Raw genomic sequence first — 22,608 nt, forward strand, 5'->3', positions numbered from 1 at the left:
TTGCGCAGCGCGCGGCCCGCGCGGCGGTGCGGGCCGCGACCCGGGCGCCGGCCGGCTGGCCCTGGGCCACCGCGAGCCGCCGCCGGGCTCCCGGCAGCTTCCTGTTGACCTGGGTGTACGCCACGCCGGCCGCTTGCGCCCGGCCGTTGGCGATCTCCAGAGCAGCCCTCGTACGGGCGGCAGCCCGATCCACGCGCTTCTTGTCGTCATGCGGGTCAGCCGTCGCCGGCACCTCGGCCAGCAGCACGAGGACGGCCGCCAGCGCGCCCACGACGCGTTTGAGCGCGGTTCGCTCCACTGCCCACCGTTCCTGGCCCACGCGGCACCGGGTAGCGCCGCCCGCAGTGACTAACGACCGTTTTGCCGAAAATGACACCATTGAGATTCCGCTCGCCGCATGCCAGCTGCACGCCCGATGCGGCTTCCCGATGCGGCCGGGACCAGAGCGCGTCCCGCCATCGTGCAGTCGACGCTGGGCGAGGCGAGAAGACGACGGCGGCCGGCAGACCACCGAAGGAGCAATGAACCGTAGCGGTACGTATAGCTACCACCACGGTTCATTGCTCTACCGACTATGGCGGAGGAGGTCGAGCCCGGCCGCGTTACTTCGAGCGCCATTGGAGACTCCGCCAAGTCGCCCCCGGTAACGCGCCTCGGGCCCGGGGCGGCCGCTGGTGGGCGGCACGCCTCGGGCCCGAGGTGGTTCCGGCAGAGCTGGGTCAGACCTTGATGTAGAAGCGCAGCGCGACCCAGCCGGTGATCGAGCTGATCAGCACGGCCACCCCGGCGATGGCCGGGAACACCAGGTGCACGTTGCTCCAGGGAACGTCCAACAGCAGGGTGGTGAGCGGTTTCAGCGTCCCGTCGATGACGAAGATCTTGGAACAGATCAGGATGACGTACGCGATGATCGCGCCGATCAGGCCCGCCGCCACGGCTTCCAGGACGAAGGGTGCCTGGATGAACCAGTTCGAGGCGCCGACGAGCTTCATGACGGCGACTTCGCGTCGTTTGCTGTAGGCGGCCACCTGAATCGTGTTGATCACCAGGAGGAGGGCCGCGACACCCTGCACGATGGCGATGATCAGAGCCAGCTTCTGCAGCGAACCGATCACCGAGAAGACCTTGGAGAGCAGCGCCTTCTGGTCGACGATCTCGTCGACGCCCTCCATCGTCTGGAACTTCGACTCGATCTCGGGGAACTTGCCGGGATCCTTGAGCTTGACCCGGTACGACTCGGGCAGCGAGTCGGGCTTGGTGGAGGCGACCAGGTCGGGCGCGTCCTTGAAGATCTCGCTGAACCGGGCGAACGCCTGCTCGCGCGTCTCGAACTCCGAATCCTCCACGAGCTCGTCGCCGCTCAGGGCCGCGCTGATCGCGTCCTTCTGCGGCTGGGTCGCGTCACTCTTGAGGAAGATCGTGACTTCGATCTGCTCGTAGTAGAAGTTCTTCATCAGGTTGACCTGCATGAACATCAGCAGGCTCGCGCCGACCAGCGTCAGCGACACGGCCATCGTGATGATCATCGCGATGGTCATGGTGACGTTGCGCCACAGTCCGGTGAGCACCTCGGACAGGACGTATTTGATACGCATCGGGTGGGATCCTTCCCGCCTTCTCTGGTCCGGCCGTCAGCCGTAGACGCCCCGGGGCTGGTCACGAACGATCTTGCCGGCCTCAATCTCAACGACCCGGCGACGCATCTGGTTCACGATGTTGGAGTCGTGCGTCACCATCACGACCGTGGTGCCGGTCCGGTTGATCCGGTCGAGCAGTCGCATGATCTCGATCGAGGTGTCCGGGTCCAGGTTTCCGGTGGGCTCGTCGGCGAGCAGGATGAGCGGCCGGTTCACGAACGCCCGGGCGACCGCGACGCGCTGTTGCTCACCACCCGAGAGCTCATGCGGATACCGGTGCTCCTTGCCGCCGAGGCCGACGAGTTCGAGCACCTCGGGCACGACCCGGCGCGCCACGGCCTGCGTCTTGCCGATCACCTCGAGGGCAAAGGCGACATTCTCGTACGCGGTCCGGTTCGGCAGCAGGCGGAAGTCCTGGAATACGCAGCCGATGGAGCGCCGGAAGTGCGGCACGCGCCACGACCGCATGTGGCCGAGCTCGCGCCCGTTCACCATGATCTTGCCCTTGGTGGGCTGGACCTCGCGCAGCAACAGCTTGATGAACGTTGACTTGCCGGAGCCGGAGGGTCCGATGAAGAAGACGAACTCGCCCTTCTCCATGGTGACCGAGACGTCGTTGAGGGAAGGGCGCGACGCCTTGGGGTAGGTCTTTGTCACGTGCTCAAGCGCAATCACGGGTGGTGAGTCTACGCGCTGTCACCGAACCGCCAAGTCCACGTGCCCGGTTGAGCCGCATTCACCCTGAAACGTGCCGGTCATGCGATCGCCCGTACTCACCAAAGATTGCTCTGAGGAGTAGGGGGAACACGCTGCGTCAGCGTGGTTGCCACGCCTCGTGGTCCGCGATGAGCCGCCGTACGTGCGCCGGCAGCCGCCCGCGCACCAGCTCGGCGAGGGTGACCTCATCGAGCACCCGGCGCACGGAGGCGCGCACCGCCACCCACAGGTGCGGCAGGTACTCCGCCGCGCCCAGGTAGGCCGTCTCCTCGGGACGCTGACCGCGCACGCCCGCGAGCGGTCCGTCGACCGCGCGCAGGATCTGGCCGACCACCACCTCGCCGGGCGGCTTGGACAGCGTGTATCCGCCGTCGACGCCGCGGGAGCTCTGCACCACCCCGGCGCGGCGAAGGTCGGCGAGGATCGCCTCCAGGAACTTGCGGGGCATCTGCTGTTCGGTGGCGAGCGCCTGCGCGGAAACGGTGGTCGGGTAGGCCGCCGCCAGCGTCAACGCCGCGCGGACCGCGTAGTCTCCCCGCGCCGAGACCTGCACTGGTCCCTCCTCCGGGCAACGGCTCCGGTGCCGCTGCCGCCTTTTTCGGTATCGCGGTGGCTACGCCGCCGCGGCAAGCTGGTTCTGCTTCCGCCAGCGGATGCCCGCCTCGATGAACCCGTCGATGTCACCGTCGAAGACAGCCGTCGGGTTGCCGGTCTCGTACTCCGTACGAAGATCCTTCACCATCTGGTAAGGGTGTAGCACATAGGAGCGCATCTGGTCGCCCCAGGACCCCGCCACGTCGCCGCGCAGCTGGTCCATCTTGGCCTGCTCCTCCGCGCGCTTCACCGCGAGCAGCTTCGCCTTCAGCACACTCATGGCGGTGGCCTTGTTCTGCAGCTGGGAGCGCTCGTTCTGGCAGCTGACCACGATGCCGGTGGGAATGTGGGTCAGCCGCACGGCGGAGTCGGTCGTGTTGACGCCCTGGCCGCCCGGGCCGGACGACCGGTACACGTCCACGCGCAGGTCGTCATCCGGGATGTCGATCTCGTCGGTCTGCTCGACCACCGGGACGACCTCGACGGCGGCGAAGCTGGTCTGCCGGCGGCCCTGGTTGTCGAAGGGGCTGATCCGCACCAGCCGGTGGGTGCCCGCCTCGACCGACAGCGTGCCGTACGCGTACGGCGACTTGATCGCGAAGGTGGCCGACTTGAGGCCCGCCTCCTCCGCGTACGAGGTGTCGTAGACGTCCGTGCTGTAGCCGTGCCGCTCGGCCCAGCGCAGGTACATCCGCAGGAGCATCTCCGCGAAGTCCGCGGCGTCCACACCCCCCGCGCCGGAGCGGATCGTGACGAGCGCCTCGCGGGGGTCGTACTCCCCCGACAGGAGGGTCCGGACCTCAAGCTCCTCGACCGACTTGGTCAGGGCGACGACCTCGTTGCCGGCCTCGGCCAGCGACGCGGCGTCGTCCTCCGCCTCGGCGAGCTCCAGGAGCACGGCGGCGTCGTCGAGTCGGGCGCGCAGTCGCTCGACCTTGTTGATCTCGCCACCCACGTAGGAGAGGCGGGAGGTCACCTGCTGGGCCTTCGCCTGGTCATCCCAGAGATCGGGGGCGCCGGCCTGCTCCTCGAGATCGGCCTTCTCGCGGCGCATCTTGTCGAGGTCCAGCACGGTCTCGATGTTGCGCAGCGTGGCGTCGAGTTCCTTGAGCTTGTCAGCGAGGTCGGCAGTGGTCACGAGCATCAAGCCTAGCCGGCTGTTGTGATCAAGGCTCGCGACCCGAGCCCTACTTGGCCGGAACGCTCTTGAGCCAGGTCAGCGCGGCCTTGTGGTAGGCCACCGCGAAGTCCAGTGCCGCGACGCCGTAGCTGTCGCCCTCGGCCTTGGCCGCCTTGATCTGCTCCCGGACGGCGGCGAGCGCCTCGGTGTGCTCCTCGGTCGCGGTCGAGTAGAGGTTCTTCAGTGCCGACGAAGACTGGTGGGCGCCGAACGCCACGCGCAGCGCGGTCGGGTTGCGCAGCGACTCCAGGCTGGGCTCCTCGGCGAGCCAACGGGCGAAGGCACGCTTGCCGGCCGGCGTGATCACGTAGGGCTGGCTGGCCCGCGGACCGGGCTTGCCCTCCCGCACGTACCCCATGTCGGCGAGTGCGGGCAGCTCACGGTAGACCTGGCTGCGCGTCATGGACCAGTAGGGCCCCAGGCGGCGCTCCGCCGTCGCCATCAACTGTCCACCCGTCATCGGGCCCTCATGCAACAGCCCGAGAAGGGCCGCCGCGGTTGCGTTGACTCCATCTGCCATGCCTCTACGCTGCCACTTCGTCCCTCGGGTGTCCAGGATTTCGGCAATATCCATTCCACAGTGCACTGTCCGGTCAGGACCCATGTGGACGATGATCGCGCAGCCGACAAAGGGTCGTAGCGGGCATTCTCTGCGTAAACAGCATAAATCTTCGCATAACGCCCAGGCTGTGATGAGATCAAAATTCACCGCCACGGCGGCGTGGCGACACGCCGTTCACATTTCTCACCCCGTGGCGCGACCAGGCGGGCGCGTCCGGTGCGGCCGGCCCCCACGCAAGGCAGGATGGGTGCGCCGCGTTCGGACGATCTGAGGGGACACCGCGATGACGTACCCGGACCTGGGTACCTGGCTCAGCAGCCTGGACGCCGACGCGCTGGCCCGGATTGTCGCCAACCGAGCCGAGGCCCGGCTGCCCCGGCCGGCCCGGACGCTGACGGAACTGGTCGCCCGGCTCTCGCGCCGCTCCGCGACGCTGACCGCCCTCTACACCTCGCACACGCCGGCCACCCAGGTCGTCGAGATGGTCGCCGCGCTGGACGTGGGCCCCGCCGCCCCGCTCGCGCAGCTGGCCGCCGGGCTGGGCGTCACGCCCGACGACCCGGAGCTGGCCCGCGTCCTGGACTGGCTCGCCGACCGCGCGCTCGCCTGGCGCGTCGGCGACGTCCTGTGCGTACCGCCCGCGCTGCTCGAGGCGTTTCCGCAGCCGCACCGGCTCGGCCCGCCGGTCGAGTACGCCTACAACCAGCTGACGGCACGCGACCTCCACGGCATCGCGACCGCGTGGCGCCTGCCGGCCGGTAGGACCAAACGGGAGGTCCTGGCGGCGCTCGTGGCCGCGGCGGCCGACGGGGCGGCCGTGCGGGCCGTGGTCGCCGCGGCGCCGGCCGGGGTCCGCGACTTCGTCACCCACGTCGCCTGGCACGGCCCGGCCGTCTCCGAACAGGGGTACACCCGCACGAGCGGCACCGTCCGCGACGACGTGGTCTGGGGCCTGCGCAACGGTCTGTTCGTGCCGGACGACTGGGACACCGCGGTCATGCCGGCGGAGATCGCGATGGCCCTGCGCGGACCCGACTGGCGGCCACCGTTCGACCCGCACCCGCCCGCGGCCAGGACGGCGCCGGTCGCCGCGGACGCGCTGCGGCGCGAGTCGGCCGCCGCGGCAACGTCCGCCCTCGAACGGGCCGGCGCGGTTCTCGGTGCCGCCGCGCTGGCGCCCGTGGCGCTGCTGAAGTCGGGCGGCGTCGGCAGCCGGGAACTCAAGCGGCTCGCGAAGGCCTCGGGGACCGGGCCCGGCGACGTCCGGCTCTGGCTGGAGATCGGGTACACGGGCGGCCTCCTGGCGATCGAGGAGACCAGCGTGCTCGCCACGGAGGCGTACGACCGCTGGCTGCGTGCCGAGCCGGCTGACCGCCTCGCCACCCTCGCCGCGGCGTGGTGGCAGCTGCCGGCCGCCCCTACCGGCACGGGGGCGGGCGGCGGGGCCGCGGCGTGGGTGGGCGGCGGCGGGTTGACCGCCACATCGGCCGCGCCTGCGGACACGACCAGTACGCCCGCCCTGCTGCGCGACGCGACCGGCACCGTGCTGGTCATGCTCCGCCAGGCCGTCCTGCGGGCCGTGGCCGCCCTGGCGCCGGGGGAGTCCGTGGCCGACCCGGCCGACGTGGCCCGGCTCGTGCGCTGGCAGGTACCCGCCGTCATGGACCTGCTGCCCGACGGCGACGCGTTCACGTGCGCGTGCTGGCAGGAGGCCGGCACGCTCGGCATCGTGGCGCACGGGGCGCTCACGCCCCTCGGCGCGGCCCTGGCGGCGGACGATCCGGGCGCGCTGCGAGCCGCCGGCCGGGACCTGCTCGGTACGGCCACGACGAGCGCGACCTTCCAGGCCGACCTGACGGTCGTCGTGCCCGGTTCCCCAGCCGGCGACCTGGCCGACCTGCTCGACTCGGCCGCCGACCGCGAGTCGCGGGGCGGGGCGTCCGTGTGGCGCTTCTCCGCGGCCTCCGTACGCCGCGCGCTCGACGCCGGTACGGACGGCCCGGCCCTCACCGCGGCGCTGACGGCCGCCAGTACGACGGGCGCGCTGCCCCAGCCGCTGACCTACCTCATCGCGGACGCCGGCCGCCGCCACGGCGAGGTCCGGGTCCGCGCCGTGGGCTGCGTGCTGCACAGCGCCGACGCCTCCCTGCTCGCCGAGGTGGCGAAGGCGCGACCGCTTGCCAGGCTGGGACTCGTCCCGCTCGCGCCGACCGTCCTCACGAGCGCCGCCGGGCCGGCCGAGACGGTGGCCGCGCTGCGCTCGGCCGGGTACGCCCCGGCCGCGGAGGACGCCACCGGCGCGATCGTGGTGGACCGGCCGAGCCCGCGCCGCGCGAGCCCGACGGCGTGGTCGGAGGCCGACCTGGGCGCCGCCCCGATCGCCGAGGCCGCCCCGGAGGACCCGACCGCGCCCGAGATCGCGGCGGCGATCCTGGCCGGGCCGCCGCTGGAGCCGTCCCGGCGCGCGACGCGCGGGCCGCGACCGGCCCGGGTGCCGGGGCAGACGAGGCGCCCCGGGCTGGTGGACGACCTCGACGAGCTGGACGGCGATGACGCCCACGACCTGCTGCACGAGCTGATCGGCGCGCACGCGCGTGGCCTGTCCGATCAGGAGATCTGCCTGCTCGCGGACGCGCTCACGGCTGAGGAGTCAGTCAAGATCACATACCGGGACGCGGAGGGCGACGTGACGCACCGGGTGATCGAGCCGCTCGCCCTCGACGGGCACGTGCTGGAGGCCTGGTGCCGCCTGCGCGACGACGAGCGGGTGTTCGCGCTGAGCCGGATCAGCTCGGTCACGCCGGCGTAGGCCGTGGTGGAGCCGGTTCCTCGATCACCATGCCGTGCCGCGAGCGGACGAACAGCCACGCGGGGAGTACGGCGATGGCCAGGATCGGCAGCAGGGTCGTGTCCGCGACGACCGCGGCGGCCATGAGCAGGCTGAGCCAGCCCTGGTGGGTGATGGCGAGCACGATGCCCAGCACGGCGCTGCCGATCGCCACGCCCGTCGGTACGCCCGGCGCGATGCGGGACGCCAGCAGGCCGATGGCGACGCCGATGAAGACCGTGGGGAAGATCCGGCCGCCACGGAAACCGGAGCTCGCCGCGACGAGCAGGGCCCCCGCCTTGACCGCGATGATCAGCACCAGGCCGAGCGTCGAGTACGCGGCGACGTCCGCGGTGAGTTCCTGCATCTCGTGCAGGCCTTTGAACAGCGTGATGCGGCCGCCGATCACGCCCAGCAGGCCGAGGACGAGGCCACCACAGGTGAGCATGATGACCGGATGCCGGAACCGGCAGAACATCGCGTGCGCGACCGGGAACAGCGCCACTATCCCGAGGCCCAGCGCGCACGCGGCCACCGCGATCACGCTCCCGCTGACCACGTCGATGAGGCGCAGCCCCGGATAGCGCGGGACGGCCACGGCGAACACGGGCTGCCCGAGCAACTGCGTCGTGACCGCGCCGGCGCCCGCCGCGACGAGCGGGGCGAACAGCCGGTCCCACAACGGCTCGCGGGGATCGGTGCCCGGCATCTCGGACAGGACGAGCGCCGCGGCGACCGGGGTGCCGAACATGGCGCCGATGGTCCCGGCCGAGGCCAGCCCCACCCACAGCGGCGTGGTGGCCGGCCCGCGCCAGGCCACACCCAGCGCGCACGCCAGCGCCACGGACGAGGCGATGATCGGGTTCTCCGGTCCGAGGCTGACCCCGCCGGCCAGGGCGAGGGTGACGGCGATGAGCAGGCCGGGCACGACGGAGACCGCGTGCGGCGGGGCGACGAGTCCTTCGGTCGCCGGATCGGGCCCGGCGTGACCCGGCAGGTACGCGACCACGAGGCCCACGGCGAGCCCGGTGGCGGTGAGCACGCCGAGAATCCACCACCAGGAGTCCGGCGGGAATCCCGCGGCCTCGGGCAGCGCCACCCAGACCCCGTGCTCCAGGCTGTTGGCCAGCTTGAGCACCGCGCCGAGCAGGAAACTGCACCCGACGCCCACTCCGATCGCGGCCGGCGTGATCGCCAGCATCCGCCGCGACCACGCGCCATCATCGGACATACACCCACTAATACCGCATTAGGACGACCGTATGGTCACACAAGACGACGCGCGGGGACGGCGCGTGTCGGTACGCCGTTCCCGCGCGTCGCGGACGGATCAGGCGGCGGCGCGCCACATGGCGGAGAAGGCGGCGGCCTCGCCCGCCAGCCAGCGGCCCACCTCGGGCGTGCCGGCGGCCCTGCCGGCGCGGAGGACCTCTCCCCGGCGCAGGTCGACGAGCACCGGCTCGGCGTTCGGCAGGATCTGGTCCATGTGCGACGCCATGAGGTGAAGCGTGGCCAGCGTCGCCTCGCGGGTCGGCGGCTCCTCGTCGAAGTGCAGCCGCACGGCCTCGCGCTGGCCGTCGGCGCGGCGCAGCCCGAAGTGCGGGCTGACCTTCACGGGCAGGGCGTCGACCATGGCGATCGCCTCGTGGGTCGGCATGAGCGCGACATCGGTGAGGTCGCCCAGCGACTCCAGATAACGCCGCGCGCCCTGCGACAACGCCGAGTAGAGCGGACGCCAGCGCGGCTTCACCTGGTCGACGACCTCGACCAGGTGGCGGCCGGCCGTACGGAACTGGATGTCGGCCTTGAGCGCCTTGACCAGTTGGCCGTGCGGGTTGAACCCGCCGCCGCTGGCGCGCTGTTTGCGCAGGCCGCCGACGAAGGTGGCCTTCGTCGGGCCGGTGCGCGCCACGTAGCGGGTGAAGCCCAGCAGCGTCGCGTACGGCAGATCGGTCGGGGTCCGCACCGGGGTCATGGCGCCTCCGTCCACATCACTCGATTAGTACACCCATTCTAATCGGGCGGCGGACAGTTTCCCACCCCTCCACGGTGATCCTCACCAGCAGAGATAGATCACAGCACCCGCGTGGTGACGAGCCGTACGTCGTCCAGTTCGTCCGGATTTCCGGACTCCAGCCCGTCGACGCCCTCCACAGTGGATAGAGGCGCGGGCTCCCACACGGTCGCGGTCGTGGCCGGCGCGGCATCCGCGGCGTCGAACGGGCGGATGTCGAGGCGGTCCAGCGTCTCCCAGAGCCCCGCGAGCGCGGCCTGCGGGTCGTAGCGGAACTCGCTCTCCCGGACCCGCCAGAAGCGCCAGCCGGCCCGCTTCAGCTCCCGCTCCCGGTCCAGGTCGGCCTCCCGCTGCTCCGGCGTACCGGTCCAGTGCGCGCCGTCCACCTCGACCGCGAGGCGCCCGCGCGCGCCCGTGACGACCAGGTCGACGTAGCGCCCGTTGACCTCCACCTGGGGCGTCACGTGATAGCCGCGAGCCCGGATCTGCAGGAACACCTGCTGCTCGATGAGCGAGCCGAACGCCGGGTGCGGCTCGTCGGCCGTGACGTCCGCGAGCACCGGCCCGCCGAGCGCGGGCGGCGGATTGAGCACATAGGACAGCAGCGAGTGCCGCAGGTCGGCCAGCGACAGGTCGGCCAGCCCCACGGAGTGGAACAGCCACGCCTGGTCCTTCGCCCGCGAGGCGGCCACGTTGAACCGCCGCTGCCACTCCGTACCCGTCAGCGCCTGCCGCTTCTCCGCGATCACGAGCGACAGGAACACGACGTCGCGCTCGTCACCCTGGAAGTCCGGGGGCGTGCCCACCCGCAGCCGCCGGTCCTCCCATTCCTTCGGCTCCAGCCGCTCCAGCAGCAGCGAGTGGATGAGCTGCACCTGCCCGGTGCCCTGCAACACGACCACACCGATCGACTTGCCCGCGTACGCCGGATCGGCCACGCACGCCTCGATCTGCGCCACGATCGCCTCGGCCTCGACCGGGTTGCGCAGCCGCGTGGCGGTGCCCTCCGTCTGAGCGCCGGGGACGAACACCGCGCGCAGCGGCGGGAGCCGGTCGCCGCCGAACTGCCGCAACGGCACCAGCGGTTCGTCCGCGTAGAACTGCCGCGACGAGTACTCGATGATCTCCGGCATGCAGCGGAAGTGCTCGCGCAGCGGAATGACCGCCCCGAAGCGCGTGCGCAGCAGGTCGAACAGGCTCGACTTCGGCGTGAACGCGTCGCGCAGGTACCCCGGCAGGTCCGGCAGGTACGAGTGCAGCTTGCCGAAGATCGGCTCCAGCTCACCGAGGCGTACCTGCGACGGCGCGCACTGCTTGTCGTCGCCCACGACGATCACGCGCGGCGCGAGCCACAGCAGGAACAGGTCCTCCAGCGACGCCTGGCTCGCCTCGTCCACGATCACCACGTCGAACGAGTCGCGCACCGGCGGCAGCGTCTCCAGCACCAGGTCCAGCGGCATCACCCAGGCGGGCACGGCGTCGCGCGCCTCGCGCATCGCCTCCCGGGCCCGCGACCGGTAACGCGCCGCGTACCGCCCGGTGCCCTTGCCGACCGCGCGCATGTGCTGCTCGTACGCCTGCAACGCCTGCGCCTGGTGCGCCGTCATCCGCCGCAGGCAGTGGCCCCAGGCGCGCAGCGCGGCCAGCGTCGCGGTCTCCTGCCGCAGCCGGGTCACCGCGTCGGCCAGCTCCGCCTCCAGCTCCTGCTCCCGGCCCGGCTGGCGCTGCTGCTGGAAGAACGCCGCCGCCGCGGCCCACGCCCACGCCGCGTCCCAACCGGACAGCCGCCCGGGCCACGCGGGGTCGGCCGGCGCCGCCGCCATCGCGGCGGCCAGTGCCGGGTGCGCGGCCTCCAGCCGCGCCAGCAGGGCGTCGCAGGCCAGCTGGTCGGCCCGCTCACCCGGCGCGAGCGACAGCTCCGCGAGAGCCTGGGCGTACGCGTCGGCGTCGCGCCCCACGAGCGCGTTCGCGGCGCGGACCAGCTCCGGCGGCGCCTCCCCCGGCCCGGCGGCCGGCGCGGTCCCCACGGGCGCTCCCCCGCCGCGTGCGTCGAGGGTCATCCGCTCGGCGAGCGCACCGAGGCGCGCGGTGGCCTGCTCGGCCTCGACCCGCAGCCGTACGGCGTCGAGCGCGTCGACCAGCTCCCACCAGTCGCCCAGGTCCGTCAGCGGCAGCCAGGCGCGCGCCGCCTCCAGGGCGCGGCGCACGTCGCCGACGGCCGCGAGGAACCGCTGCACGTGCGCCAGCCGGTGGTAGGTCTCCACCAGCCGCGCCACCTGCCGCTGGATGGGCTCGCCGCCGCCATGGCCGGGCCCGCCCGGCCGGCCGGCGTCCTGGCCGCCGAACGGCACCCCGACCATGGCCCAGCCGCGCGCGAGCGCCTCGACGGTCGCCTGCGCCTGCAGTGCGGCCGCGACGACGTACACCCGCTCGGCCGTGTCGATCGGCGCGCCGTCCACGGTCGCGTGGTCCAGGACGTCCTCGGCGTCGCGCTGCACACCCGGCTTGAGCAGGCCGCCGCGCAGCTTGTTGCCGGCGGCGAGGTGGTCGCGCAGCTTGGCGACCAGCTCGAAGCGCGCGGCCGCCGTACCCGGAGCGGCCGGCGCGATGGCGACCTCCCGGAACCCGATCGTCGCGATCGCCCGCTCGGCGTCCGCGATCCGCTCCCGGCCCGCCGCGAGCTGGCCCCACACGGTGGCGTCACGACCCGCGAGCCCGTCGGCGATCGCCCGGACCGCCCAGTCCTGCGCCGGCCACGCGGTCACGTCGGCGTCGAGGCCCAGGTCGGCCGACGCCCGGCGGGCATTGTCGACCGCGGCCTTCAGCGCCTGCAGGGTCGCCGCGTCGCAGCCGTCGAGCTGCCGGGACACCTCGGTCGACTCGCGCGCGGCGGCCTCGTAAGCCGCCGCCTCGGCCGCCATCATGGCCCGCACCTCGTCGCCGACCGGGTAGGTCGACACGTCCACGAGCCGCTGCCGGCGCCGGGCCACCCGCCGGGGCGTCTGCGCCGCGAGCAGGCGCAGCAGCTCGGCCGCCTCCGTCACCGTGAGCGCCGGCGGCTGCCAGGCCGTCGCGGTCACCGGCTCGTCGAGCACGAGCGTGGTCTCCAGGTCGATGGCGGCCGCTGCGGGCACCGGCATCCAGTCGTGGCGGACAGCGTCGCGGCGCAGCCGCTGCGCGATCTCACCGAGCGTGCCGGCGTACCCGGGGGCGACCTCCGGGTGGCGGGTCAGCTCCGCCTCGCGGAGCACCCGGATGTCGTCCGTGAGCCGGTCGACCCGCTCGATCAGGTCGGCGCGCCGCTGCGCGGCCCGGTCCTCCTGCAACTGGTGGGCCTGCGGGTCGAAGCCGGCGTACCGGTTCGCCATCGCCTTGACGCTGCCCTCCAGCTCGGCCGAGCCAGCGCCGCCCAGGTCGGTCACGCTCACGCACAGTTTGGCCACCTCGGGCGGCAGCTTGTCGCGGAGTACCCGCAGAGCTTGTGGTTTCTGACTCGTCACCAGGACGCGCTGGCCGTCGGCGAGCAGCGCGGAGATGAGGTTGGCGATCGTGTGCGTCTTGCCGGTGCCGGGCGGGCCCTGCACGACCACCCCGTTGTTCGTCTGCAGCCGCTCCATGATGCGCAGCTGCTCCGGGTTGGCCGGCAGCGGGAACAGCGGATCCACGCCGAGCACGTCGGGGCGCACATCCGGCACCCCGTCCGCGTCGAGCACCCTGGTCGCTTCCGGGTCGTCGCCCTTGTCGCGCAGCCACTCCAGCCGCTCGTTGGCCTCCATCGACGTGACGAGCTGGGCCAACCCGAGCGGCGACTGGGCCTGCGGGCCGGACAGCGCCTGCAGCATCGCGTCGTAGTACCCGATGAGGCTCGCGCGTTCGCGGCGGCGCAGCACGATCGCGGGCGCCAGCCGTACCCCGGCCTGGTCCTTCGCGGTCGATGGCGACCACGTCGCGTCGAACGGGGTGGCGTCGTCCAGCGCCCGCTCGGCCCAGATCTTCATGAGGTTCTCGGCGTCCGTGAGCGGCGCGACGAAGGCGCCCTCGCGGACCTGCTCGTGCACGGTCTCCACGCGCGGCGGATGGAACTGGGCGACGCCGTCGAGCAGCTCGCGGTCCTGCACGCGGGTGGTCGCCTCGGCGTCGAGGACGACGCGGGCCTCGTCACGCTCGGCGTCCACGACGATGCGTACCCGGGTCGCGAGGATGTGGTTGCGCACGCTGACCCCGCCGCCCGACCAGGTGAGCAGCCCGGTGCCGAGCACGGCCTCGTACTGGTCCTCCTGCTGGCTGAGCAGGTGCGCGGCCGAGGCCAGCGCCTGGTACCACTGCCGGATCGTCGTCGTGGCCCGGTCGCGGGCGGCCCACGCGAGCCACTCGGGCAGCCACCGCCCGTACGCGTCGAGCACCGCCTGCGGCACGCGCGGTTCCTCGTCCGGCACGCGCGGCAGGATGAGGGTCGCGTCGACCGACGCGGTGCCCACGGCCCGCGCCCCGGCGCGGTCCAGGACGGTCGCGTCGGTCACGACGGTCGGGTGGCCCGGGGCGGTCGTGCCGTCTGCGGCCGGCGCGGCGTCCTGGCGTGCCGGCACGACCGGCAGGCCCTGCCGTGGCGTCGGCGCCACCAGAGCGGCCGTCCCGGCCGCGGCGTCACCTGCCGACCCGGCCTCGGACCGGCTGCCTGTGGGCGGCGTCAGGCGAGGCTCGGCACCGTTGGCGTCCTTTGCCGCGGCCTCATCGACCCAGCCGCGCAGCTCGGCCGGCAACGGCGGGGCCGCCTCGGCGCGCACGCGCGGCACCGCGAACAGCGCCTCGCCGGCGCCCGCGTCGCGGTCGAGGACGACCTCCGCGGGCAGGTCCGCGAGCCACAGCACCGTCTCGTACTCGCCCACGTCGAGCACGCGACGCCGACGCGCCTGCGCCACGTCGCGCAGGAACTCGACAAGGTTGCTCGTGGTGGCGACCAGCTCGCGGTCGCGTGATCGGGTCGACGGCACGGGGTCCTCCCTCGGAGGGCGGCGCGGACTCCCGCCCGCTCCGACGGTAACGCGCCCGAGCGACATCCGGCTCGTTCCCTTCGCGGTTATGGATTCTTTGACCGCCATAGCGACTCAATGAATCCATAACCGGCAACCGGACCTCAGCCCATGTGGGGGTACTTGTGGTTCGTTGGGGGGTCGAAGGTTTCCTTGATGGCGCGTGGTGAGACCCAGCGCAGCAGGTTGTGGGCCGAGCCGGCCTTGTCGTTGGTGCCGCTGGCCCGCGCGCCGCCGAACGGCTGCTGCCCGACGACCGCGCCCGTGGGCTTGTCGTTGATGTAGCAGTTGCCGGCCGCGTACCGCAGCGCGTCGGAGGCCCAGTCGACGACCTTCCGGTCGCGGGCGAAGATCGCGCCCGTGAGCGCGTACGGCGCCACGGACTCGGCCTGCTTCACCACGTCCTCGAACGAGTCGTCGTCGAAGACGTGCACGCCGAGGATCGGGCCGAAGTACTCCGTGGTGAACACCTCGTGCGTCGGGTCGGTGGACTCGACGACGGTCGGGCGCACGAACCAGCCCTCGGAGTCGTCCGTGGTGCCGCCCGCCAGGACGGTGCACGACTCGGCGTTCTTGATCCGGTCCAGGGCGGCCGCGTGCTTGTCGAACGCGCGCTGGTCGATGACCGCGCCGCCGAAGTTCGACAGGTCGGTCACGTCGCCGTACGTGAGGGAGTCCGCGGTCGCGGCGAGGCGGTCCCGCAGCCCGCCCTCCCACAGCGACCGGGGCACGTAGGCGCGCGAGGCGGCGGAGCACTTCTGTCCCTGGTACTCGAATGCGCCGCGCACCAGCGCGGTGAGCAGCGCGTCGGCGTCGGCGCTGGAGTGGGCGATGACGAAGTCCTTGCCGCCGGTCTCGCCGACGATGCGCGGGTAGGAGCGGTAGCGGGTCAGGTTCTCCCCGATCGTGCGCCACAGCAGCTGGAACGTCGGCGTGGAGCCGGTGAAGTGCAGGCCCGCGAAGTCAGGGTCGGTGAGCGCCACCGCGCTCACGGCCGTGCCGTCGCCCGTCACCATGTTGATCACACCGGGCGGCAGGCCGGCCGCCTCGAACAGGCGCATGATCTGGTGCGCGGCGAACTGCTGCGTGACGGACGGCTTCCAGATCACCGGGACGCCCATGAGGGCCGGCGACATCGGCAGGTTGCCGGCGATGGCCGTGAAGTTGAACGGGGTGATCGCCACGACGAAGCCCTCAAGGGGACGGTGGTCGAACCGGTTCCAGATGCCGGGCGACGAGATGGGCTGGACGCGGCGGATCTCGTCGCCGAAGTGGACGTTGAAGCGCAGGAAGTCGATCAGCTCACAGGCGGAGTCGATCTCGGCCTGGTAGGCCGTCTTCGACTGGCCGAGCATGGTGGCCGCGTTGAGGGTGTCGCGCCACGGACCGGCGAGCAGTTCGGCAGCCCGCAGGAAGACCGCCGCCCGCTCCTCGTACGGCAGAGCGCGCCAGCCGGGAGCCGCCGCCTTCGCGGCCGCGACCGCAGCCGCCACATCGTCGTTGGTCGCATTGTGGGTGACGCCGAGCACGTGCGCGTGTTTGTGCGGCTGGACGACGTCAATCGCGTCACCGCCGCCGGGGCGCTGCCGGCCGCCGATCGTCATCGTGAGCTCGACCCGCTCCGCCGCGAGCTCCGCGAGGCGCCGTTGTAGGCCGGCGCGTTCCGGGGATCCGGGCGCGTACTGCCGCACCGGCTCGTTGCGTGGTTCGGGCACCGAAAAGACAGCATCCATCGCAGGCTCCTCCGCACGATGTCCACGGCGACGTTGCCGTGGCCCCGCCCCCATACTCGCACGCCTGTTCCGGGCCTACCTCAAGACCATCTGCGCGGGTGACGGCCGTCCCAGCCGGCCCCGCGTGCCCGCGTACCCTGGGTGGGCCCGCGGCACGGCCCGGCCGCGACAAGGAGACCGACATGACCCAGACTGGCCTCGCCCCGGCCGACGCCTCCCCCGTTTCCCGGGTACGCGCCCCCGGCGGACTCGTGCTGCTCGTCCTGAGCCTGCTGTGGCTGGCGCGCGAGATGTGGGCGGCGCACGCCTCGATCGCGCGCAACCTCGACGACCCCGCCGTGGCGATCAGCTCCGTGGCCCTCGCGCTGCCCGGCGTGATCACGGCGAGCCTGGTCGCGGGCGTCGCGGCGGGCCTGTTCGCGGCGCTGCGCCTGGCCGCCCGCACCGAACCCGCCACCGACGGGGTGGCGGACGGGGCTGTGGACGACCCGTCCGAGACGCCGGCCGAACCGGCCGCCTCCCCCTGGCCGGGGCTCGCGGCGCGGGTCGCCAGGCGGGCCGCGGTGACCGGCGGCGTGGGCCTGGTCGTCGGCGTGGTGGCCGCCGGGGTGATCCTCGTCGCGTACGGCGCCACCTCGGCCGTGCGCGGGCTCGCCATCACGACCGCGCTGGCCGCGCTGATCGGCGGCGCGCTCGCCGCCGCACCCGTCAGGATCACGCGCGCCGGGGTCGCGGGCGTGCTGGTGGTGTTCCTCACGACCGCGGTCCTGACGATCTTCCAGGAGCCGCTCAAGTCGCTGTTCGGCGCGGCCGACACGGTCCGCTCGCAGAGCGCGGCCGCGGGCTGGTTCTCCCTGACCTCCGCCCTGGTGGGCGGGCTGGCGGCCGGGGTCACCGCATACCTGTGCCTGCGCCGCGCCGGCCTGCGCTGGCCGATGTTCCTGCTCGCCGGCGCGGCCCCGGGCCTCCTCTACGTCGTCGCCGAGATCATCACCCGGCTGGGCGGCGCGCAACTGCTCCGGGTCGCCAGCGGCTTCTCCTCCTGGGACGCCTTCGCGATCAGCTACCTCGGCGAGAACCGGATCAACTTCGCTCTCGCGGTCGGCTTCCTCGGTGGGATCATCGCGATGGTGCTGCACGGCCGTACGCTCAAGCCCGCGCACGAGGACGACAGCGAGGCGGCGGCTCAGCCGCCCTCGACGAGCTGATCCAGCTCCGACGGGTCGTACCACGCCAACTCGTGGTCCTCGGCGCCATCCACGGTGAACTGCGCGTCCTCGTCGCCCAGCGCCGCGATGTGCACCACGGCGGCCGCCTGCCGCACGTCCGGCTCCGCCTCCTCGGTGTCCACGTGGATCGCCGCGACGGCGGACAGCGGGACCTCCCCGGTCAGCCGGACCCCGCTCTCGCCCAGCTCACGGGTGGCGGGCGGCACAGCGTTCGCCGGCAGGTCCACGGAGATGACCACCCGCCGGCGGGGTGCTGCCGTGTCGCGCTGCAACAGGACCAGCGCCTCCTGCGCGGCGTGCGTGAACGCGACGTACTCGAGCTCCTCCTCGTCGCCCTCCGCGTACCACTCCCGCAGGCCGGGCGTGACCGCGTGCGCGAGGACACCGTCGGGCAGCCACGCGGCGCCCTTGTCCCGCAGCTCGGCGAGCGCCGGCACGGTGGCCGGCAGGTAGACGCGGATGAGGCTCGTCGGCACGCGCGCTCCAGTGGTTAATCGCAGGCTTCCAGTGGCAAACTGAGGCTGCCACCGACTCTGGGAGACTCCGCGATGACCGCCCGGTTCATGACCATGCAGGACGTCGCCGACGAACTCGCGGTCTCCCTGTCGCAGGTTTACCACATGGTACGCAGCGGGGAACTGCCCGCAATCAAGGTCGGCGGCCGGGGGCAGTGGCGCATCGAGCGCGCCCGCCTGGAGGACTACATCGAGGGCAAGTACGCCGAGACGGCGCAATGGGTCCGCACCAACCCCCTCATCGACCGCGACGACACCTAACCCTTCCTCGTCCGTCGGTCTCCCCTCGCCAAAAGCGTGCCTTTGGCGACCCCGCGTGCCCCGCCTGCCGCCAAAGGCGCGACTTTGGCGACCCCGAGGAGCCTTCACCTCACCAAAAACGCGACTTTGGCGACCGACGGCGGCCCCTACCCCGCCAAAGACGCGACTCTGGCGACCGACGGCGGCCCCTACCCCGCCAAAGACGCGACTCTGGCGAGGTCAACCGGCCCCCCACCCGCCAAAAGGTTGCCTTTGGCGAGGTGACGCGCCCGCACGCCCGCCAAAAGGTTGCCTTTGGCGAGGTGGTGCGCCCGCACGCCCGCCAAAAGGTCGCCTTTGGCGAAACCGAGCGCCGCCACTCACACGCCCTCGCGTTATCCACAGGCAAACGAATCCAAACGGAAGCTTCTTGCGTTCATCAATGTCTCCCGCCACACTGAGCTTCGAAGGCAAACGAAGGCAAACGTAAGGTTCGTCCCGTTGAGGAGGCCGCGATGTCCGCAACCCTGCGAGTACGCCCGTCGGAACGCGAGACGTCGAGCCCTCGCCCGCCGATCCGCGTCCGTCCGGTGCCGCCGCTGGAGCCGCCCACCGATGACGAGTGGTCCCGCGCCGGTGCGGACCCCTACGCGGCCTCCGCGCCCACGCTGCCCTTCCCGCTGCGGCCGGCCGGCACGGACGCCGCGGACGCAGCGGACGCCGCGGACGCCCCGGGCGGAGCGGACTCCGCCCCGGCCCCCGGCGCCCGCCCGGACGGAGCGCCCCTCCGCACCCACGCGAACACCGCCGGTCGCGGCGGCGCGGCGCCAGGCGACAACCAGCCGCGCGGCAATCAGCAGCAGACGAGCGCGCGGCTGGCGGTGCACCGGTTCCTCGCCGCGTGCCTGGAGGTGCTCGGGGGTTACCGGCCCGTGTCCCAGCTACGGGCGCTGTGCGCGCCGGACGAGTACGTGGAGATCACCCGCCAGCTGTCGGCGCTGACCGCGAACGGGGAGCCGCTGGTCGCCGACCTGGTGCCGCGCGGCCGGACGCCGGTGACCACCCGTGCCGCGACCGGCGCGCCACCACGCGGGCCGCGCCCTGAGCGCGCCGGTCGGCCGGCCGTGCGTCGGGTGCACATCGGCGAGCCGCTCACCGGGGTGGCGGAGGTCGTCGTGCTGATGGAGCGCCGGCAGCGCACCCGGGCGGTGACCCTGCGGCTGGAGTTGGCCGACCGGCGCTGGACCTGCACCCACCTGCGGGTGCTGTGAAACGCCCGGAGCGCCCGGCGGCACAGGGCCGGCGGGCGCTCCGGGTCTCAGCACGGGACGGCGCTCAGGCGCCGCCGGGCGCGCCGTGGCAGCGCTTGTACTTCTTGCCCGACCCGCAGTAGCACGGGGCGTTGCGCGACGGGCCCGAGCCGACGGCCTGGCCGGCCGACGGCTGCTTCGCGCCGGCCGCGGTCGCGGACGCGGGGCCGCGGTTGGGCCGCTGGGCCTGGCCGCCGATGCCGAGCGCGGGCGCCTCCTGCTCCACGACCACCCCGCCGGCGCCGGCGGCGCCGTCGATGGAGGGCGAGGAGTAGGACAGGGGCTGCTGGGGGCGGCTCTGGCCGCCGAGGCCCTTGGCCTTGATCTCGACCGGCGGCTGGGAGCCGACGCCGAGTTCGGGGGCCTGCTCCTCGACCTGCACCTCGATGTTGAACAGGAAGCCGACCGCCTCCTCCTTGATGCCCTCGAGCATCTGGGCGAACATGTCGTAGCCCTCGCGCTGGTACTCCACCAGCGGGTCGCGCTGGGCGTACGCGCGCAGGCCGACGCCGTCCTTGAGGTAGTCCATCTCGTAGAGGTGCTCGCGCCACTTGCGGTCGATAACGGCGAGCAGCACCTGGCGCTCCAGCTCGCGCAGCGGCTCGGAGCCGATCTCCTCCTCGCGGGCCGCGTACGCGGCGTGCGCGTCGTCGATGAGCTTGGCCTCAAGGAACTCGGCGTCCATGCCGGCGCGGCCGCCGCCGGACTCCTCCTCCAGCTCCTCGATGGTGATGCCCACCGGGTAGAGCTGCTTGAGGCCGCTCCACAGCTGGTCGAGGTCCCAGTCCTCGGCGTACCCCTCGGCGGTGGCGCCCTGGACGTACGCCCGGACGGTGTCGTCGATCATGTTGCTGACCTGGTCGTGCAGGTCCTCGCCGTTGAGCACGCGGGCGCGCTCGGCGTAGATCACCTGGCGCTGCTTGTTGAGCACCTCGTCGTACTTGAGGACGTCCTTGCGGATCTCGGCGTTCTGGCCCTCGATCTGGGTCTGCGCCGACTTGATCTGCCGGGACACCATCTTCGACTCGATGGGCAGGTCCTCGGGCATGTTCAGCCTGTCCATGACGGCCTGCACCGCGTTGGCGCGGAACCGCTTCATGAGTTCGTCCTGCAGCGACAGGTAGAAGCGGGACTCGCCCGGGTCGCCCTGGCGGCCGGAGCGGCCGCGCAGCTGGTTGTCGATGCGCCGGGACTCGTGCCGCTCGGTGCCGAGCACGTAGAGGCCGCCGGCCGCCACGACCTCTTCGGCCTCCTCGTCGCACTGCTTCTTCCAGCGGGGCAGGGCGTCCTCCCACGCCGTGGCGTACTCGTCCGGGCTCTCCTCGGGGTCGAGCCCGCGGGCCCGCAGCTCCGCCGCGGCGAGGAACTCGGCGTTGCCGCCGAGCAGGATGTCCGTGCCGCGGCCGGCCATGTTCGTGGCGACCGTGACCGCACCCTTGCGGCCGGCCTGGGCCACGATCTCGGCCTCCTTGGCGTGGTACTTCGCGTTGAGGACCGAGTGCGGGATGCCGCGCCGGCGAAGCATCTGCGACAGGATCTCGGAGTTCTCGACGCTGACCGTGCCCACGAGCACCGGCTGGCCCTTGGCGTGGCGCTCGACGATGTCCTCGACGACCGCGTTGAACTTGGCCTTCTCCGACTTGTAGATCACGTCGGCCTTGTCCTGACGGATCATGGGGCGGTGGGTGGGGATGGTCACCACGCCGACCTTGTAGACCTTCTGGAACTCGGCCGCCTCGGTCTGCGCCGTACCGGTCATGCCGCCCAGCTTCTCGTACAGGCGGAAGTAGTTCTGGAGGGTGATCGTCGCGAGCGTCTGGTTCTCCTGCTTGATCTCCACCCCTTCCTTCGCCTCGATCGCCTGGTGCATGCCCTCGTTGTACCGGCGGCCATACAGGATGCGGCCGGTGAACTCGTCGACGATCAGCACTTCGCCGTCGTTGACGATGTAGTCCTTGTCGCGCTTGAACAGCTCTTTGGCCTTGAGCGCGTTGTTGAGGTAGCCCACGAGCGGGGTGTTGACCGACTCGTAGAGGTTGTCGATGCCCAGCCAGTCCTCGACCCGGCCGACGCCGCGCTCGGTGACGGCCACGGTCCGCTTGGAGATGTCGACCTCGTAGTCGCCCTCGCCGTCCTTGCCGGGGGTGAGCCGGTCGACGACCTTGGCGAACTCGCCGTACCAGCGGGCCGACTGCTCGGCAGGGCCGGAGATGATCAATGGCGTCCGGGCCTCGTCGATGAGGATCGAGTCGACCTCGTCGACGACCGCGAAGAAGTGACCGCGCTGGACCAGCTCGTCCTTCGACCACGCCATGTTGTCGCGCAGGTAGTCGAAGCCGAACTCGTTGTTCGTGCCGTACGTGATGTCGCACTCGTAGGCGGCGCGGTGCTGCTCCGGCTTCTGGTTCGGCAGGATCACGCCCACGGTCAGCCCCAGGAACCGGTGCACCTGGCCCATCCACTCGGCGTCGCGCTGGGCCAGGTAGTCGTTCACCGTGACCACGTGCACGCCCTTGCCGGCGATCGCGTTGAGGTACACGGCCATGACGCTCGTCAGCGTCTTGCCCTCACCGGTCTTCATCTCGGCGATGTTGCCGAAGTGCAGCGCGGCGCCACCCATCACCTGCACGTCGTACGGCCGCTGGCCGAGCACCCGGCTGGCGGCCTCCCGGGCCACCGCGAACGCCTCCGGCAGCAGGTCGTCGAGGCTCTCGCCCTCGGCGTACCGTTCGCGGAACGCGTCCGTCATGTCGCGCAGCTCATCGTCTGACAAGTCGGTGTAATGGTCGGCGATCGAGTTGACGGCGTCCGCGATCGCCCGGAGGCGGCGAACAGTCCGGCCCTCGCCGGCGTTGAGGATCTTTTCCAGAATCGACACGGGTCAGCGCTCCCTACGGCCCTGCCGGTGAAAGCCGGAGGACAAACATGCCTGCGCCGACCATCGTAGGCGCTGTCGACCCGAAGCCGCCTCCCGCGCCCACCCGGCAGGCATCATTACGGCAAATCGCCCAGCATGTGAG

The 22,608-nt window shown here is 72.1% G+C and carries 16 protein-coding genes; 4 read left to right on the plus strand and 12 right to left on the minus strand.

From position 1 onward, the window contains the following. From ABD191_RS07715 to ABD191_RS07740, 6 genes are all read right to left on the minus strand, one after another. Positions 1-319, minus strand: a 319-nt coding sequence (locus tag ABD191_RS07715; RefSeq protein ID WP_344078420.1) for a hypothetical protein, incomplete at its 3' end; no start/stop codon positions are given. Between the two features lie 400 nt (positions 320-719). Then, positions 720-1,595 carry a permease-like cell division protein FtsX gene (gene ftsX, locus ABD191_RS07720; RefSeq protein ID WP_344078423.1) on the minus strand — a complete coding sequence of 292 codons (876 nt, stop codon included), beginning with the start codon at positions 1,593-1,595 and terminating at the stop codon, positions 720-722. Between the two features lie 36 nt (positions 1,596-1,631). Then, complete coding sequence (gene ftsE / locus ABD191_RS07725) at positions 1,632-2,312, minus strand: cell division ATP-binding protein FtsE (RefSeq protein WP_344078425.1); 681 nt, start codon at positions 2,310-2,312, stop codon at positions 1,632-1,634. Between the two features lie 139 nt (positions 2,313-2,451). Then, positions 2,452-2,907 carry an RrF2 family transcriptional regulator gene (locus ABD191_RS07730; RefSeq protein ID WP_344078427.1) on the minus strand — a complete coding sequence of 152 codons (456 nt, stop codon included), beginning with the start codon at positions 2,905-2,907 and terminating at the stop codon, positions 2,452-2,454. 60 nt (positions 2,908-2,967) lie between these two features. Beyond that, complete coding sequence (gene prfB, locus ABD191_RS07735; RefSeq protein ID WP_344078429.1) at positions 2,968-4,086, minus strand: peptide chain release factor 2; 1,119 nt, start codon at positions 4,084-4,086, stop codon at positions 2,968-2,970. Between the two features lie 49 nt (positions 4,087-4,135). Then, positions 4,136-4,648: a helix-turn-helix transcriptional regulator gene (locus tag ABD191_RS07740; protein WP_344078431.1), complete on the minus strand. Its 513-nt coding sequence runs from the start codon at positions 4,646-4,648 to the stop codon at positions 4,136-4,138. A 325-nt stretch (positions 4,649-4,973) separates the two neighbouring features. On the opposite strand from ABD191_RS07740, the gene ABD191_RS07745 reads away from it, so the two are divergent. Further along, a complete protein-coding gene (locus ABD191_RS07745) occupies positions 4,974-7,499 on the plus strand; it encodes a helicase C-terminal domain-containing protein (protein ID WP_344078433.1) in 2,526 nt (841 codons plus the stop codon). Here the strand turns inward: ABD191_RS07745 and ABD191_RS07750 are convergent. The 4 genes from ABD191_RS07750 to pruA form a co-directional block, all read right to left on the minus strand. Beyond that, a complete protein-coding gene (locus ABD191_RS07750) occupies positions 7,486-8,748 on the minus strand; it encodes an ion channel protein (RefSeq protein WP_344078435.1) in 1,263 nt (420 codons plus the stop codon). The two genes, ABD191_RS07745 and ABD191_RS07750, sit on opposite strands and share 14 nt — an antisense overlap. 99 nt (positions 8,749-8,847) lie before the next feature. Next, positions 8,848-9,492 (minus strand): hypothetical protein, encoded by a 645-nt coding sequence (locus ABD191_RS07755; RefSeq protein WP_344078437.1) that lies wholly within the window; start codon positions 9,490-9,492, stop codon positions 8,848-8,850. A 98-nt stretch (positions 9,493-9,590) separates the two neighbouring features. Continuing rightward, the gene (locus ABD191_RS07760) at positions 9,591-14,522 is read right to left on the minus strand and encodes an AAA domain-containing protein (RefSeq protein ID WP_344078438.1); all 4,932 of its coding nucleotides are present in this window, start codon (positions 14,520-14,522) and stop codon (positions 9,591-9,593) included. Between the two features lie 143 nt (positions 14,523-14,665). Beyond that, positions 14,666-16,294, minus strand: a complete 1,629-nt coding sequence (pruA, locus tag ABD191_RS07765) for an L-glutamate gamma-semialdehyde dehydrogenase (protein WP_344078440.1) — start codon at positions 16,292-16,294, stop codon at positions 14,666-14,668. Positions 16,295-16,476: 182 nt separating this feature from the next. Here pruA and ABD191_RS07770 point away from each other — a divergent pair, with 182 nt between their 5' ends. Continuing rightward, entirely contained in the window at positions 16,477-17,502 is a 1,026-nt protein-coding gene (locus ABD191_RS07770; protein WP_344078442.1) for a hypothetical protein, read from the plus strand. On the opposite strand, the gene ABD191_RS07775 is transcribed toward ABD191_RS07770, so the two are convergent. Continuing rightward, positions 17,481-17,999 carry a DUF6912 family protein gene (locus ABD191_RS07775; protein ID WP_344078444.1) on the minus strand — a complete coding sequence of 173 codons (519 nt, stop codon included), beginning with the start codon at positions 17,997-17,999 and terminating at the stop codon, positions 17,481-17,483. The genes ABD191_RS07770 and ABD191_RS07775 overlap by 22 nt on opposite strands. A gap of 72 nt (positions 18,000-18,071) precedes the next feature. Between ABD191_RS07775 and ABD191_RS07780 the strand changes: the two genes are divergently transcribed. Together ABD191_RS07780 and ABD191_RS07785 are read left to right on the plus strand one after the other, a co-directional pair. After that, on the plus strand, positions 18,072-18,299 hold the full coding sequence (locus ABD191_RS07780; RefSeq protein ID WP_344078446.1) for a helix-turn-helix domain-containing protein: 228 nt from the start codon (positions 18,072-18,074) through the stop codon (positions 18,297-18,299). A 494-nt stretch (positions 18,300-18,793) separates the two neighbouring features. Next, positions 18,794-19,549, plus strand: coding sequence for an Rv3235 family protein (locus ABD191_RS07785; protein ID WP_344078448.1), 756 nt, complete (start codon positions 18,794-18,796; stop codon positions 19,547-19,549). A gap of 64 nt (positions 19,550-19,613) precedes the next feature. On the opposite strand, the gene secA is transcribed toward ABD191_RS07785, so the two are convergent. Then, positions 19,614-22,466, minus strand: coding sequence for a preprotein translocase subunit SecA (gene secA, locus ABD191_RS07790; RefSeq protein WP_344078449.1), 2,853 nt, complete (start codon positions 22,464-22,466; stop codon positions 19,614-19,616). Positions 22,467-22,608 lie beyond the last annotated feature (142 nt).

Origin of the sequence: Luedemannella helvata (assembly GCF_039528415.1) — a bacterium.
GTDB lineage: Bacteria > Actinomycetota > Actinomycetes > Mycobacteriales > Micromonosporaceae > Luedemannella > Luedemannella helvata.

Bases quoted from the DNA above. Each gene is read 5' to 3' on its own strand.
- ABD191_RS07745 (WP_344078433.1), top strand. From the start codon at position 4,974: ATGACGTACCCGGACCTGGGTACCTGGCTCAGCAGCCTGGACGCCGAC.
- ABD191_RS07770 (WP_344078442.1), top strand. From the start codon at position 16,477: ATGACCCAGACTGGCCTCGCCCCGGCCGACGCCTCCCCCGTTTCCCGG.
- ABD191_RS07780 (WP_344078446.1), top strand. From the start codon at position 18,072: ATGACCGCCCGGTTCATGACCATGCAGGACGTCGCCGACGAACTCGCG.
- ABD191_RS07755 (WP_344078437.1), bottom strand. From the start codon at position 9,492: ATGACCCCGGTGCGGACCCCGACCGATCTGCCGTACGCGACGCTGCTG.
- ftsX (WP_344078423.1), bottom strand. From the start codon at position 1,595: ATGCGTATCAAATACGTCCTGTCCGAGGTGCTCACCGGACTGTGGCGC.
- pruA (WP_344078440.1), bottom strand. From the start codon at position 16,294: ATGGATGCTGTCTTTTCGGTGCCCGAACCACGCAACGAGCCGGTGCGG.
- ABD191_RS07750 (WP_344078435.1), bottom strand. From the start codon at position 8,748: ATGTCCGATGATGGCGCGTGGTCGCGGCGGATGCTGGCGATCACGCCG.
- ABD191_RS07740 (WP_344078431.1), bottom strand. From the start codon at position 4,648: ATGGCAGATGGAGTCAACGCAACCGCGGCGGCCCTTCTCGGGCTGTTG.
- ABD191_RS07785 (WP_344078448.1), top strand. From the start codon at position 18,794: ATGTCCGCAACCCTGCGAGTACGCCCGTCGGAACGCGAGACGTCGAGC.